This is a genomic window from Streptomyces sp. PA03-1a (assembly GCF_033792805.1).
Lineage (GTDB): Bacteria > Actinomycetota > Actinomycetes > Streptomycetales > Streptomycetaceae > Actinacidiphila.
On the sequence record NZ_JARAVO010000247.1, the window covers coordinates 1 to 14,005 of the forward strand.

The 14,005-nt window shown below is 72.0% G+C and carries 11 protein-coding genes and 1 pseudogene; 6 read left to right on the plus strand and 6 right to left on the minus strand.

Annotated elements, in window-relative coordinates; genetic code table 11:
• A partial coding sequence (locus tag PV341_RS37425; RefSeq protein WP_500360145.1) for a SpoIIE family protein phosphatase occupies nt 1-1,465 on the minus strand: 1,465 nt, incomplete at its 3' end.
• Between the two features lie 605 nt (nt 1,466-2,070).
• On the opposite strand from PV341_RS37425, the pseudogene PV341_RS37430 reads away from it, so the two are divergent.
• Together PV341_RS37430 and PV341_RS37435 are read left to right on the plus strand one after the other, a co-directional pair.
• Nucleotides 2,071-4,641 (plus strand): annotated as a pseudogene (locus tag PV341_RS37430) (hybrid sensor histidine kinase/response regulator); the annotation flags it as partial.
• A gap of 56 nt (nt 4,642-4,697) precedes the next feature.
• On the plus strand, nt 4,698-5,237 hold the full coding sequence (locus PV341_RS37435; RefSeq protein ID WP_500323060.1) for a response regulator: 540 nt from the start codon (nt 4,698-4,700) through the stop codon (nt 5,235-5,237).
• A gap of 5 nt (nt 5,238-5,242) precedes the next feature.
• Here the strand turns inward: PV341_RS37435 and PV341_RS37440 are convergent, their stop codons facing one another.
• The 3 genes from PV341_RS37440 to lepA form a co-directional block, all read right to left on the minus strand.
• Nucleotides 5,243-7,120: an AMP-dependent synthetase/ligase gene (locus tag PV341_RS37440; protein ID WP_500322983.1), complete on the minus strand. Its 1,878-nt coding sequence runs from the start codon at nt 7,118-7,120 to the stop codon at nt 5,243-5,245.
• Between the two features lie 234 nt (nt 7,121-7,354).
• The gene (locus tag PV341_RS37445) at nt 7,355-7,612 is read right to left on the minus strand and encodes a hypothetical protein (RefSeq protein WP_361797151.1); all 258 of its coding nucleotides are present in this window, start codon (nt 7,610-7,612) and stop codon (nt 7,355-7,357) included.
• A 201-nt stretch (nt 7,613-7,813) separates the two neighbouring features.
• Entirely contained in the window at nt 7,814-9,679 is a 1,866-nt protein-coding gene (gene lepA / locus PV341_RS37450; protein WP_500322981.1) for a translation elongation factor 4, read from the minus strand.
• Nucleotides 9,680-9,916: 237 nt separating this feature from the next.
• On the opposite strand from lepA, the gene rpsT reads away from it, so the two are divergent.
• Entirely contained in the window at nt 9,917-10,183 is a 267-nt protein-coding gene (gene rpsT, locus PV341_RS37455) for a 30S ribosomal protein S20 (RefSeq protein ID WP_018556617.1), read from the plus strand.
• Between the two features lie 181 nt (nt 10,184-10,364).
• Here rpsT and holA read toward each other — a convergent pair whose 3' ends face one another.
• Nucleotides 10,365-11,348, minus strand: coding sequence for a DNA polymerase III subunit delta (gene holA / locus PV341_RS37460; RefSeq protein WP_499511835.1), 984 nt, complete (start codon nt 11,346-11,348; stop codon nt 10,365-10,367).
• Between the two features lie 40 nt (nt 11,349-11,388).
• On the opposite strand from holA, the gene PV341_RS37465 reads away from it, so the two are divergent.
• Both PV341_RS37465 and PV341_RS37470 read left to right on the plus strand, forming a co-directional pair.
• Nucleotides 11,389-11,634, plus strand: a complete 246-nt coding sequence (locus tag PV341_RS37465; protein WP_499511836.1) for a hypothetical protein — start codon at nt 11,389-11,391, stop codon at nt 11,632-11,634.
• A gap of 3 nt (nt 11,635-11,637) precedes the next feature.
• The gene (locus tag PV341_RS37470) at nt 11,638-13,077 is read left to right on the plus strand and encodes a hypothetical protein (protein WP_500360147.1); all 1,440 of its coding nucleotides are present in this window, start codon (nt 11,638-11,640) and stop codon (nt 13,075-13,077) included.
• Here PV341_RS37470 and PV341_RS37475 read toward each other — a convergent pair.
• The gene (locus PV341_RS37475) at nt 13,040-13,306 is read right to left on the minus strand and encodes a GlsB/YeaQ/YmgE family stress response membrane protein (RefSeq protein ID WP_499511838.1); all 267 of its coding nucleotides are present in this window, start codon (nt 13,304-13,306) and stop codon (nt 13,040-13,042) included. The genes PV341_RS37470 and PV341_RS37475 overlap by 38 nt on opposite strands.
• 213 nt (nt 13,307-13,519) lie before the next feature.
• On the opposite strand from PV341_RS37475, the gene PV341_RS37480 reads away from it, so the two are divergent.
• On the plus strand, nt 13,520-13,906 hold the full coding sequence (locus tag PV341_RS37480) for a RidA family protein (RefSeq protein WP_500360148.1): 387 nt from the start codon (nt 13,520-13,522) through the stop codon (nt 13,904-13,906).
• Nucleotides 13,907-14,005 lie beyond the last annotated feature (99 nt).

Sequence of the window (14,005 nt, forward strand, 5' to 3'; positions counted from 1 at the left end):
CCCCCGCCCCCTGCGGCCCGTCCGGACCCTCCGGGACGATCTCCCCGTACAGCAGGGACAGGAAGCGCGGCCCCGCGTCCCACCCCGGCCCGAGCGCGTCGCCGAGCGTGGCGGCCGCGGCCTCGTCCGACAGCGCGCGGTTGAGCCGGTCGAGGACCTCGGCGACGCCGTACCCCTCGCGCGCGAGGAGCCGCATGACGGGCCGGGCGAGGCCGGTGACCGCGGCGGCCTCGGGGCCGTGGCCCTGGACGTCGCCGAGGGCGAAGCACCAGCGGCCGCCGCCCGCGGGGAAGAGGTCGTAGAAGTCGCCGCCGACGACGTCGGCACGCGTGGGCTCGTAGACGACGGCCGTGTCGACGCCCGGCACCGCGCCGAGCCCCGCGGGCAGCAGGCCGCGCTGCAGGACCCGGCTGATCATGGCCTGCCGCGTGTACTGGCGGGCGGTGCCCACCGCGAGGGCGACGCGGCGCGCGAAGTCCTCGATGAGACCGATGACCTCGTCGGGGAAGCGCATCAGCCCCGTGCGTCCGAGGAGCAGCGTGCCGTGCCGGCGGCCCCCGGTGACCAGGGGGCAGGCGAGGGCCGCGCCGACCGCTTCCGCGCCGTGGGCGACGGCGGGCCACGGCCAGGGCACTGCGCCGGGGCGGGAGCCGGGCGGCGGCGGTTCCTTCTCCAGCACCATGCGGAGCGCGTCGATGCGGCCCTCCGCCGCGTGCCAGACGCGCGCCAGGCGCGGCTCGGAGCCCTCGGGCCCGTCCCCGGTGAGCCAGACGGCGCACCAGTCGGCGAGCCGGGGCACCAGCAGCTGCCCGGCGAGGGAGGCGACCATGTCCTCGTCGAGCTGCCCGGCCAGCAGGTCGGAGGCCTCGGCGAGGAAGGAGAGCGAACCACGGTTGATCCACTCGCTGTCGTACCGCCGCGGGAGGCGGTGCGCCATGGGCGCGAGGATCTCGGTGGCGCGCAGTCCGCGCAGCAGGGCTCCCTCGGCCTCGGGCGCCGGCGGCAGCGTCTCCCCGCGTCCGCGGGCGGCGGCCAGCCGGCACCAGATGGTCTTGAGGTCGCGCCGGTAGGTGATGCCCCACTCCTCGGAGAGCGCGGAGACGAGCTGCAGGCCGCGCCCGCCGTCGCGGCCCTCGCGGGCGAGTTCGGCCCGGTCGCGGACGACCCGGGCGGGGTGGTGGTCGGAGACCTCGACGACGAGGCCGCCGTCCTCGCGTGCGCCGGGTGCCGCGCTCTCCAGCCGGCAGAGCAGCTCGACCGTGGTGCCGGCGTGGATGACCGCGTTCGTCACGAGTTCGCTCACGAGCAGCACCGCGTCGTCCACGAGGTGGTCACCGATGCTCTCGGCCGGCCAGGGCTCCTCGGTGGTCCACTCGGCCAGCGCGGCGCGGACGAACTTCCGTGCCGCGGAGGCCGCCAGCTGGTTGCCGGGCAGGCTGGTACGGGAAACGAACTCCCGTGGCATGGAATCTGGCCCCACTGTGCGGCTCCCGAGCAGATCCGGCATTGCGCCCTTAACGGCACGCACAGCGTGACAGACTGAGCGCGCTCATAAGCGCCGAGTCACCGAAGAAGGCCGTCATGGCTCTTAAATCGGCTGTTCCCGCCCCGAAAACCGCGACTCCTGCGCGTCCGCGTGTCGTCGACCCGCCGCCGGACGGTGAGTGGATACGCGCGGCGGAACTGCGGCCGCTGCTCACGGCGATGCGCTCCCTGTGCGACGGCGACTTCCGGGTGCGGCTGGGTGACGGTGCCGAAGGGGCGCTGGCCGAACTCGCCGGAACGTTCAACCGGATCGTCGCGCGGGAGCAGCACTTCTCCGCCGAACTGGGCCGGGTCAAGCGGGAGGTCGTACGCCGGGGCAGGCTGGACGAGCGGCTCGCGGACAGCCCGGGCCAGGGGTCCTGGGCGATGAGCGTGCAGGCGGCGAACTCCCTGATCGACGCGCTGGTCATCCCGGCGGCGAACGCCACCCGGGTGCTGGACGCCGTGGCGGACAGCGACTTGACGCAGCGGGTGGACCTGCACGACGGCAGCCGGCCGCTCCGCGGGGACCTGCGCAGGCTCGGCCGGGCGGTCAACCGCATGGTGGACCAGCTCTCGCTGTTCACCGGTGAGGTGACCCGGGTCGCCCGCGAGGTCGGCACCGATGGCCGGCTCGGCGGCCGCGCCCAGGTCCGCGGCGTCTCCGGCGTCTGGAAGGACCTCACCGACAACGTCAACTTCATGGCCGACAACCTGACCTCCCAGGTCAGGAACATCGCCCAGGTCGCCACCGCCGTCGCCCAGGGCGACCTGTCGAAGAAGATCGACGTGGACGCGCGCGGCGAGATCCTGGAGCTGAAGACGACCATCAACACGATGGCGGACACGCTGTCGTCCTTCTCCTCCGAGGTGACCCGGGTCGCCCGTGAGGTCGGCGGCGAGGGCCAGCTGGGCGGCCAGGCCCGGGTGGAGGGCGTGTACGGCACGTGGAAGCGCCTGACGACGGATGTGAACGAGCTGGCGTCCAACCTGACCACCCAGGTGCGGGCCATCGCCGAGGTGGCCTCCGCGGTCGCCCAGGGCGACATGTCGCGCAGCATCGCGGTCGAGGCGCAGGGCGAGGTCGCCGAGCTGAAGAACAACGTCAACCTGATGGTGGCCAACCTCCGCGAGACCACCCGCGCCAAGGACTGGCTGGAGTCCAACCTGGCCCGCCTGGGCGGCCTGATGCAGGGGCACCGTGACCTGATGGAGGTCGCGGACCTCATCCTGCGCGAGCTGACCCCGCTGGTGAACGCCCAGTACGGGGCGTTCTTCCTGGCCCAGACCGACGCCGGCCGGAGCGGCACCGCCCAGCCCCGGGCGCCGCGCGGGCTGGCCTTCATCGCCGGGTACGGCTCGGCGCAGGGCGCCACGGTGGACACCCCGGGCATGCCAGGACACGGGCTGGTGCGGCAGGCGGCGCTGGAGAAGAAACGCATCCTCGTGGAGGAGGCGCCACCCGACTACATCACCATCACCTCGGGTCTCGGCGAGGCCGCCCCGACCAGTGTCGTGATCATCCCCATCCTCTTCGAGGACGAACTGCTCGGCGTCATCGAACTGGCCTCCTTCTCCCGCTTCTCCGACGTCCACCTGGCCTTCTTCGACCAGTTCGTCAGCACCATCAGCGTGGCGATCAACACGATCATCGCCAACTCCCGCACGGAGTCCCTGCTGTCGGAGTCCCAGCGGCTCGCCCAGCAGTTGCAGGAGCGGTCGGACGAACTCCAGCGGCAGCAGGCCGAGCTGCAGCGCTCCAACGCCGAACTGGAGGAGAAGGCGGCCCTGCTGGCCACCTCCTCGCAGTACAAGTTGGAGTTCCTGGCCAACATGTCGCACGAGCTGCGCACCCCGCTCAACTCGCTGCTGATCCTGGCCCGGCTGCTCGCGGACAACCCCGACGGCCATCTGTCGGAGCAGGAGGTGCACTTCCACCGCTCCGGCTCGGACCTGCTGCAGCTGATCAACGACATCCTGGACCTGTCGAAGATCGAGGCGGGCCGCATGGACGTCCGTCCCAAGAAGCTGCCGCTGATCAAGCTGCTGGACTACGTGCACGCCACCTTCCGCCCGGTCACCCTCGACCGCGGGCTCACCTTCGACGTCGCCGTGGGCGAGGACGTGCCCCGCGAGATGTTCTCGGACGAGCAGCGGCTGCAGCAGGTGCTGCGCAACCTGCTCTCCAACGCGATCAAGTTCACCTCCCAGGGCCGGGTGGAACTGCGGGTGGCGCGCTGCGAGGGCGCCGACGACCTGATCGCCTTCGCCGTGCGGGACACCGGCATCGGCATCCCCGGCGAGAAGCTCCCGGTGATCTTCGAGGCCTTCCAGCAGGCCGACGGCACCACCAACCGCAAGTACGGCGGCACCGGGCTGGGGCTGTCCATCAGCCGGGAGATCGCCGGGCTGCTCGGCGGCCGCATCGTCGCCGAGAGCGAGCCCGGCCGGGGCAGCACCTTCACGCTGTACGTCCCGGCGGTGTACGCGGGCCACGGCGGCGCCGGCGAGCCCGAGCCGCAGCACGGCCCCGCGGGCGGCGGAGCGGAGGCAGGAGGCGGCCCGGTGCCCGTGGCCGCCGCGTACGACGCCGAGCGCCGGACGTCCGGCCCGGTCGCGCCGGGGGACACCTGGCCCACCTCGAACCGGATCGACGAGTGGCGGGACGGCCGCACCGGCCGGGTCCTGGCCGGCAACCGCGTGCTCATCGTCGACGACGACATCCGCAACGTCTTCGCCCTCACCCACGTCCTGGGCCGGATCGGGATGCCCGTCCTGTACGCGGAGAACGGCCGCGAGGGGATCGAGACCCTGGAGCGGAACCCCGACGTCGCCCTCGTGCTGATGGACATCATGATGCCCGAGATGGACGGATACGAGACGATCGAGGCCATCCGCCGCACCCCGCGCTTCGCCGAGCTGCCGATCATCGCCCTCACGGCGAAGGCGATGCCGGGCGACCGGGAGCGCTCGATCGCCTGCGGCGCCAACGACTACGTGCCCAAACCGGTCGACGTGGACCGGCTGCTGCACGCGGCGCACCTGCTGCTCGACCCCGACGCGGGCCGGGACGGCGAACGGTCCTGCCCCGGCGGCCCCGACGGCCCCACCTCGTGACCCCGGGCGGCACCGCCACGGTCACGGGGAAGGCCGGCATCCTCCTCGTGGACGACATGGAGGACAACCTGATCGCCCTGGAGGCCATCCTCGGCACGCTCGACCAGCCGCTGGTGCGCGCCCGTTCCGGGGAGGAGGCGATGAAGGCGCTGCTGCGCCAGGAGTTCGCGGTGGTGCTGCTCGACGTCCTGATGCCGGGCATGGACGGCTTCGAGACCGCCGCGAACATCAAGCGCCTCGACCAGACCAAGGACATCCCGATCATCTTCCTGACCGGGAACGACCTGGACACCACCTTCGCCTTCCGCGGCTACGCCACCGGCGCGGCGGACTACCTCACCAAGCCCTTCGACCCCTGGGTGCTGCGCGCCAAGGTGACCGTCTTCCTGGAACTCCACCACAAGACCCGCCAGTTGCGGGGCCTTCTGGAGCGCGACCGGGACCGGCTGGAGGCGATCGAGCAGCGCCTCGCGGCCGTCGAGCGGCAGCTCGCCGCCGACGGCCGTCCGGACGTCACCGCGCTCGCCCGCCGCGTGGCCCGGCTGGAACACACGCTGCGCGACGTGGACCTGCCGGGCCCCCGGGTGGGTGACTGAGACGCTCAGTCCTCCCGCGTGCCGGCGTACATGTCCTCGATCAGGTCCTTGAACTCCCGCTCCACGACCGGCCGCTTGAGCTTCAGGCTCGGGGTGAGGTCACCGTGCTCGACGTCCAGGTCGCGCGGCAGCACGCGGAAGGTCTTGATCTGCTGCCAGCGCTGCAGGTCCGCGTTGACCCGCTGCACGTAGCCGTCCATCAAGGCCCGCACCTGCTCGGAGCCGACGACCTCCGCGTAGGGCTTGCCCTCCAGGCCGTTCTCCTTCGCCCAGCCGAGGATCGTGGGCTCGTCGAGGGCGAACAGCGCGGTGCAGAAGTTGCGGTCGGCGCCGATCACCAGGACGTTGCTGATGAACGGACAGGCGGCCTTGAACTGGCCCTCGACCGCGGCCGGCGCGATGTACTTGCCGTTGGAGTTCTTGATGATGTCCTTCTTGCGGTCGGTGATCGTGAGGTAGCCGTCCGCGGAGAGCTCCCCGATGTCACCGGTGTGGAACCAGCCGTCCGACTCCAGCACTTCGGCCGTCTTCTCGGGCAGCCCGTGGTAGCCCTGCATGATGCCGGGGCCGCGCAGCAGGATCTCGCCGTCCTCCGCGATGCGGACCTCGGTGCCGGGCAGCGGCTTGCCGACGGTGCCGGTCCGGTAGGCCTCGCCGGGGTTGACGAAGCTGGCGGCGCTGGACTCGGTCAGGCCGTAGCCCTCCAGGATGTGGATGCCGGCGCCGGAGAAGAAGTAGCCGATCTCCGGGGAGAGGGCGGCCGAGCCGGAGACGCAGGCGCGCAGCTTGCCGCCGAAGGCGTCGCGGAGCTTGGCGTACACCAGGCGGTCGGCGACGGCGTGCTTGGCGGAGAGCCCGAAGGGCGCGCCGGCGTTGCCGGTGCGACGGCGGTTGTCCTGGGTGACCTTGGCGTACTCGCGGGCGACCTCGACGGCCCACTTGAAGATCCGGTACTTCGCCGCGCCGCCTGCGCGGGCCTTGGCGGCGACACCGTTGTAGACCTTCTCGAAGATGCGCGGGACGGCGGCCATGTAGGTGGGCTGCACGACCGGCAGGTTCTCGATGATCTTGTCGACGCGGCCGTCGACCGCGGTCACGTGGCCGATGGTGATGTGCCCGGCGGTCAGCACCTTGCCGAAGACGTGCGCCAGCGGCAGCCAGAGGTACTGGACGTCGTCCGCCTCCAGCAGGCCGTTCGCCTGGATCGCGCGGGCCATGTACGCCCAGCAGTCGTGCGGCAGCCGCACGCCCTTGGGGCGGCCGGTGGTGCCGGAGGTGTAGATGAGGGTGGCCAGCTGGTCCTTGGTGATGTCGCCCACGGTCTTGCGGACGGCCTCGGGGTTCTTCTCCAGGTAGACCTTGCCGCGCTGCTCCAGCTGGGCCAGCGAGAGCGCCCACCCGTCCTCCCCGAGGTCGGCGTCCTCGGCGTCCACGACCACGACGTGGGCCAGTTCGGGCAGCTCGGCACGGCGCTCGACGGCCTTGGCCAGCTGCACGGCGTTCTCGGCGATCAGCACCCGGCTGCCGGAGTCGGCCAGGATGAAGGCCGTCTCGTCGGCGTTGGTGCTCGGGTAGACGGTGGTGGTCGCGGCGCCGGCGCAGAGCACGCCGAGGTCGGCCAGGATCCACTCGACCCGGGTGGCGGAGGCGATGGCCACCCGCTCCTCGGGGCGCACCCCCAGGTCCATCAGGCCCGCGGCGATGGCATGGACCCGGTCCGCGGCCTGCTTCCAGGTGAGCGACCTCCATTCTTCCGGACCGCCGTCGGCCGACGGCACCGGGAAGCGGTACGCCTCGGCATCGGGCGTCGCCTCGACGCGCTCCAGGAACAGGTTCGCCACGGAGGGCGGCCGGTTCTCGATCAAAGTCTGCGTGTCGGTCACGACAACCTCCGGGGGCCCGCCTCTTTGCTGGGTGACTCGCGAGTAACTAACGAGTGGTGATCAGAGTAGGGAATCGGCGCCCGCTTGGTAAGGGGCCGCGGCCACCGCGATGCAACCGTGACGACCGGATACATGGTACGTACACATAACGGCGGGCCCGCCCGGAATCCGGGGAGCCCGCCTTCCGGCCACCGCTCCGGCCACCCGTCGGCGGCACCGCGGGATGTACGGCGCTCAGCCGCCGATGGGCAGACCACCGATCATGCCCTTGGTGCCCCCCGTCTTGCCGGCACCGCCGAGCAGCTCGTTCGTCTTGCCCGTGACCGCCTTCAGACCGGTCTTGGCGACCTCGTCCTTGGCGTCCAGGATCTTCATCGGCCCGTTGCCGAGCGGGAGGGCCTCCCCGGCGAAGGCGGGGGACGCGGCGGCACCGGCGGCGCCCAGCGCGATCACGGAACCGGCTACGACGGCCGCGGCCTTCGAGTACTTCACTTCACATTCCCCTTCCGCAGCGACGCCTTTCGCCGCTGTCACGATGAGTAACGCCCTCGATCCCCGGCAGAAACCGCGCGGCCCGGGGTTTTTGCCAATCACCCGAATGCCGGTCCGCTCATACGAAAGGGCGCCTGCCCGGTCATCGGACAAGCGCCCTTCCTGTGCGGTGCGTCGGACCGCGCCGGCGAGCCGCGCCGGCTACTTCTTCTTGGCCGCGCCCTCGTCGCTGGAGAGCACCGCGATGAAGGCCTCCTGCGGCACCTCCACGGAACCGACCATCTTCATCCGCTTCTTGCCCTCCTTCTGCTTCTCCAGCAGCTTCCGCTTACGGGAGATGTCACCGCCGTAGCACTTGGCGAGGACGTCCTTGCGGATGGCGCGGATGGTCTCGCGGGCGATGACCCGCGAGCCGATGGCGGCCTGGATCGGCACCTCGAAGGCCTGCCGCGGGATGAGCTCGCGCAGCTTGGCGACCAGGCGCACCCCGTACGCGTACGCCGCGTCCTTGTGCGTGATCGCCGAGAAGGCGTCCACCTTGTCTCCGTGCAGCAGGATGTCGACCTTGACCAGGCTGGAGGTCTGCTCGCCGGTGGGCTCGTAGTCCAGCGAGGCGTAGCCGCGGGTCTTGGACTTCAGCTGGTCGAAGAAGTCGAAGACGATCTCGGCGAGCGGGAGGGTGTAGCGGATCTCCACCCGGTCCTCGGAGAGGTAGTCCATGCCGAGCAGCGAGCCGCGCCGGGTCTGGCAGAGCTCCATGATCGCGCCGATGAACTCCGTGGGCGCCAGGATCGTGGCCCGCACCACCGGCTCGTACACCTCGGCGATCTTGCCCTCGGGGAACTCGCTGGGGTTGGTGACGACGTGTTCGGCGCCGTCCTCCATCACCACCCGGTAGACCACGTTGGGCGCGGTGGCGATCAGGTCGAGCCCGAACTCGCGCTCCAGCCGCTCGCGGATCACGTCGAGGTGCAGCAGGCCGAGGAAACCCACGCGGAAACCGAAGCCGAGGGCCGCGGAGGTCTCCGGCTCGTAGACCAGCGCGGCGTCGTTGAGCTGCAGCTTGTCCAGCGCGTCGCGCAGCTCCGGGTAGTCGGAGCCGTCCAGCGGGTACAGGCCGGAGAACACCATGGGCTTGGGGTCCTTGTAGCCGCCCAGTGCCTCGGTGGCGCCCTTGGACTGCTGGGTGATCGTGTCGCCCACCTTGGACTGGCGGACGTCCTTCACACCCGTGATCAGGTAGCCCACCTCACCGACGCCGAGGCCGTCGGCCGACAGCATCTCGGGCGAGTTGGTGCCGATCTCCAGCAGCTCGTGGGTCGCGCCGGTGGACATCATCCTGATGCGCTCGCGCTTGTTGAGCTGACCGTCGACGACCCGGACGTAGGTGACGACACCGCGGTAGGAGTCGTACACGGAGTCGAAGATCATCGCACGGGCGGGCGCGTCGGCGACACCGACCGGGGCCGGGACGGTCTCCACCACGCGGTCCAGCAGCGCCTCGACGCCGAGTCCGGTCTTGGCGGAGACCCGCAGCACCTCGGAGGGGTCGCAGCCGATGAGGTTGGCCAGCTCCTCGGCGAACTTCTCGGGCTGCGCGGCCGGCAGGTCGATCTTGTTCAGCACCGGGACGATGGTGAGGTCGTTCTCCATCGCCAGGTAGAGGTTGGCCAGTGTCTGCGCCTCGATGCCCTGGGCGGCGTCGACCAGCAGGATGGTGCCCTCACAGGCCGCGAGCGACCGGGAGACCTCATAGGTGAAGTCCACGTGCCCCGGGGTGTCGATCATGTTCAGGATGTGGGTCTTCCCCTCATCGGCGCCCGCGGTGGGCGCCCAGGGCAGACGGACCGCCTGGGACTTGATCGTGATGCCGCGCTCGCGCTCGATGTCCATGCGGTCGAGGTATTGGGCGCGCATCTGCCGCTGATCCACCACACCGGTCAGCTGGAGCATCCGGTCGGCAAGGGTCGACTTGCCGTGGTCGATGTGCGCGATGATGCAGAAATTGCGGATCAGCGCCGGGTCGGTACGGCTCGGCTCCGGCACGTTCGAAGGGGTCGCGGGCACGCAGGGTCCTGTCTCTTGAGGCGCCTGTCGCCTCTGGTCGGATCGATACGTATGGCTCCCATAGTCCCATGGCCGGGGCCCACGGCCGTGCCGGGCGGTGCGGGAGGAGCCGCGGGACCCGCCACGGGCCACCGGTTTGGGCGGCGCGGCGGCCGACTGCTAACCTGGGCAGTCGCGCCTCGTGCCCTCTTACCCGAGGCGCGGACCCCATCAGACCAAACCTGAAAAGGCTCTTTCGTGGCGAACATCAAGTCCCAGATCAAGCGCAACAAGACCAACGAGAAGGCGCGCCTGCGCAACAAGGCCGTCAAGTCCGAGCTCAAGACCGCCATCCGTCGCACCCGTGAGGCCGTGGCCACCGGCGACGTCGAGAAGGCGACCGAGGCCGCGCGTCTCGCCTCCAAGAAGCTCGACAAGGCCGTGAGCAAGGGCGTCATCCACAAGAACCAGGCCGCCAACAAGAAGTCGGCGCTGGCTCTCAAGGTCGCCGGCCTCCAGGGCTGAGCCTTCCCGCAGCAGTACCCGCCGATGACGGACACAGCGGTCCCTCTCACCCGCTCCTCCACCGGCACCCTTGATGTTCCGGCCGCACGCGGCCTGCGTTCGCCACGCGGGTGCGGCCCCCGAAGGGCCCCGTACCTCCCGGTACGGGGCCTTTCGGCACGTCCGGTTCCGGCTGCGGCCCTCAGCGGGCCCGCGCGGCCCGGGCCACGGCGACGACCGCCTTCTCCAGGGCGTAGGCCGGGTCCGCACCGCCGCCCTTGACCGCGGCGTCGGCCTCGGCGACCGCGCGCAGGGCGGCGGAGACACCGTCCCCTGACCAGCCGCGCATCTGCTGCCGGACGCGGTCGATCTTCCACGGCGGCATGCCCAGCTCCCGCGCCAGGTCCGCGGGGCGCGCCCCGCGCGGGGCGGAGGCGAGCTTGCCGATGGCCCGGACGCCCGAGGCGAGCGCGAACGTGATGCCGGGCAGCGGCTGGCCGACCGCGATCGCCCAGCGCAGCCGCTCCAGTGCCTCGGCGGCGCGGCCGGTCACCGCGAGGTCGGCGACCTCGAAGCCGGTGGCCTCGGCACGGCCCGTGTAGTAGCGGGCGACCACGGCCGCGTCGATCGCGCCTTCCACGTCGGCGGCGAGCTGGGCGCAGGCGCTCGCCAACTCCCGCAGGTCGCTGCCGATGGCGTCCACCAGGGCCTGGCAGGCCTCGGGGGTCGCGGACCGCCCCAGCGCGCGGAACTCCTGCCGGACGAAGGCCAGCCGGTCGGCCGGCTTGGTCATCTTCGGGCAGGCCACCTCGCGCGCCCCGGCCTTGCGGGCCGCGTCGAGCAGACCCTTGCCCTTGGCGCCGCCCGCGTGCAGCAGGACGAGCGTGATCTCCTCGGCGGGGGCGTCCAGATAGGCCTTGACGTCCTTGATGGTGTCCGCGGACAGGTCGTGCGCGTTCCGTACGACCACGACCTTGCGCTCGGCGAAGAGCGAGGGGCTGGTGAGCTCCGCCAGCGTGCCCGGCTGGAGCGCGTCCGGGGTGAGGTCGCGCACATCGGTGTCGGCGTCGGCGGCCCGCGCCGCCAGCACGACCTCCCGTACCGCGCGGTCGAGGAGCAGGTCCTCCTGCCCCACCGCGATCGTCACGGGGGCGAGCGGGCTGTCTGTCGTACTGTTCCTGGCCATCGCCGTCCAGCATCCCACGCGGGTCCGACACAATGTCCCGGTGACCGACGTCAGACATGTGCTCGTCCTCCCCGACCGCGATGCCGCGGAGGAGGCCGCCGACGAAGCCACCGAGCGCTTCGACCTGCCCGCCCGCCCCCAGCTCCTCCGTGACGCCCTCGCCGGCGAGGACGACGCCGAGGACGCCCAGTGGCTCCTGCTCATCAACGACGAGGACGAGGAACTCGACCCCGCCGCGCTGAACGAACTGGCGGAGGAGTTCGAGGGCTGGCTGGAGGAGGACTAGGCCGTGCCGCTGCGCGTTCCCGCCCAGCGCCGTCGCCCGCAGGAACCGGGGGCGGAGCGCCCCGGGGTGGCCGGGGCGCTCCCCGCGGTCCCGTTCAACCAGCGCGTACGTCTCCTGGTCGAGGCCGTCGACGAGCCCGACGAGCTCGCCCTCGCCCAGGGACTGATGGAGGCGCGGGGGTGGGCGGTGCGCCGCGCGGGCCGTGAGGACGCCCCCGCCACCGCGGGCGGCAGCCGCGTCGCGCTCGTCGTCGAGGTACGGCTGAACGGCTCCCGCTGGCGGGCCGAGAAGGCGGCGTGCGGGGCCGTGGAACGCCTGGCGAGGACCCATCAGCTCGGCCTGTGGGTCCGGGACGCGGCGCTGCTGCTGCGGCCGGACGATCCGCGGACCGAGTACCGCGTGATCCGCCGTCCCGGCGCGGGCGGCGGAGGGCGCGACCGGCTCGCACGGTGGTGGGCGGCATGCGGCGGGCGCGGCGCGCACCGGCTGCTGCGGCTGCCGTCCGTGCTCACCCGGGAGGCCGTCGAGCGGGAGCTCGCGGAACGTCCCCTCGGTGGAAGCGCGTTCACACCGGACACCCACGAACTGCGGCCCGCACCGCCCGAGACGGACGTCCCGGCGGCCACCGGGACGCACCGTACCGCGCTCCGGGTGCGGACGCTGCCCGGCGTGGCCGCCGCCGCGGCCTCGGCGGCGCTGCTGGTGGGCTGGACGGCCTCCGGGGCGGACGCGGAACTCCCGTGGTGGCCCCTGGCGGCGGTGGCCCTCCTGTGCGCGCCGGGGGTCCACTTCGCCCTGCGCGACTCGTGGTTCTCACGGAACGCGGTCTGGCTGGTGCCGCTCGCCCTGCCCGTGGGGTGGTCGCTGGTGACCTGGCTCGGGCGGCTGATGCAGGCGTTCTACCTCGACCGGTTCGGCATCCCGTCCGGCTCGGTCCGCTCCACCGGGGACCTGTGGCCGTACGCGGCAGCCGCCGAACCGCTGGGCCTCGCCCTGGGGTTCGTGCTGCTCTTCACGGCGGTCGCGGGCTGGCTGCGGCACGTGCACATCGCCAAGGGCGACAACCGCCTCGCCTTGGTCACCGTGACCGTGCTCCTGTCGGCCGCCTTCGCGGCCACCACGCTCGTCGCCGGCGCCCACGACGCGGACCGGGCCGCCCGCGATGCGGCGTCCGCCGCCGGGCGGGGACACGTCCCGGCGACGTACTTCGGGCTGCACGGCACCCTGATGTGCGTGGTGCCCGTCGGCGAGGGCCCCGTCCCCGTGGAGAACGGCCCGGTTCCGGCCGGCCACGCCGTCCTGTCCTTCGGCGCCTCCGGGGACTGGATCTGGCTGTGGGACCCGCGCCGTTCGCAGGCCCTGTCGGTGCGCCGGGAGGACGTGCAACTGCTCCCCGCGACCGCGGTCAGCGGCGGGAGTCCCCGAACAGGATGCGGTAGATGATCAGGAGGGCGAGCGCGCCGCCTATGGCCGCGCCCCACGTGGGCAGGTCGTAGAAGTCCTTGGTGATGGGGTGGTCGAGGAACTTCGCCGAGATCCAGCCGCCCACCACCGCGCCCGCGATGCCGATCAGCGTCGTCCCGACCAGTCCGCCCGGGTCCTTCCCGGGCAGCAGTATCTTCGCGATGGCGCCCGCGATCAGGCCCAGTACGATCCAGCCGATGATGGTCATGCCGTCAACCTGCCACGGCCCCCGCCCCTTCATGCGCACCGAGACGGAGCCATGGGCAAGCCGTGACACGGCGGTTGCACTTCTCAGCGAACTCTCGGCCCGGCGGCGGGCGGATGCCACCGGGTGCGGGAAAACCGGGTGACGTCCGTGCCCGCGGCTCTGCAGGATCGCGGGGTCAGCCGCTCCCAGCCAGGAGGTCCCGTGGTGCACCGCATGATCGTCCCGACCTTGTTCCCGCCGCCCGGTTACGCGCACGCCGCGGTCGTCGAGGCCGGGCAGCGGCTCGCCTTCATGGCGGGCTCCGTACCGCTCGACGCGGAGGGCACCCTGGTGGGGCCCGGCGATCCCGTCGCCCAGGCGCGCCAGGTCGTCGCCAATCTCGACGAGGCGCTGCGGGCCGTGGGCAGCGGCCTGGAGCACGTGGTCGCCTCCACCGTGTACGTCGTGGGCACCGAACCCGCCGAACTGTCGCAGGTCTGGGAGGTCGTCCGGGCCTCAGGGCTGGGCGAGGGGCCCCACACGTCGACGCTGCTCGGGGTCGGCTGCCTCGGGTACGCCGGCCGGCTGGTGGAGGTCACCGCGACGGCGGTGGTGCCCTGAGCCGCGGCGGACGGTTCAGCCGCGCCAGGCGCGGACCAGGTCCTCGGGGCCCCAGTGGGCGGCCAGGGGGAGGCCGGGGGTGACACCGCTGCGCGAGAC

Bases quoted from the DNA above. Each gene is read 5' to 3' on its own strand.
- PV341_RS37435 (WP_500323060.1), top strand. From the start codon at position 4,698: ATGGAGGACAACCTGATCGCCCTGGAGGCCATCCTCGGCACGCTCGAC.
- holA (WP_499511835.1), bottom strand. From the start codon at position 11,348: ATGGCCAGGAACAGTACGACAGACAGCCCGCTCGCCCCCGTGACGATC.
- PV341_RS37475 (WP_499511838.1), bottom strand. From the start codon at position 13,306: ATGACCATCATCGGCTGGATCGTACTGGGCCTGATCGCGGGCGCCATC.
- PV341_RS37480 (WP_500360148.1), top strand. From the start codon at position 13,520: ATGATCGTCCCGACCTTGTTCCCGCCGCCCGGTTACGCGCACGCCGCG.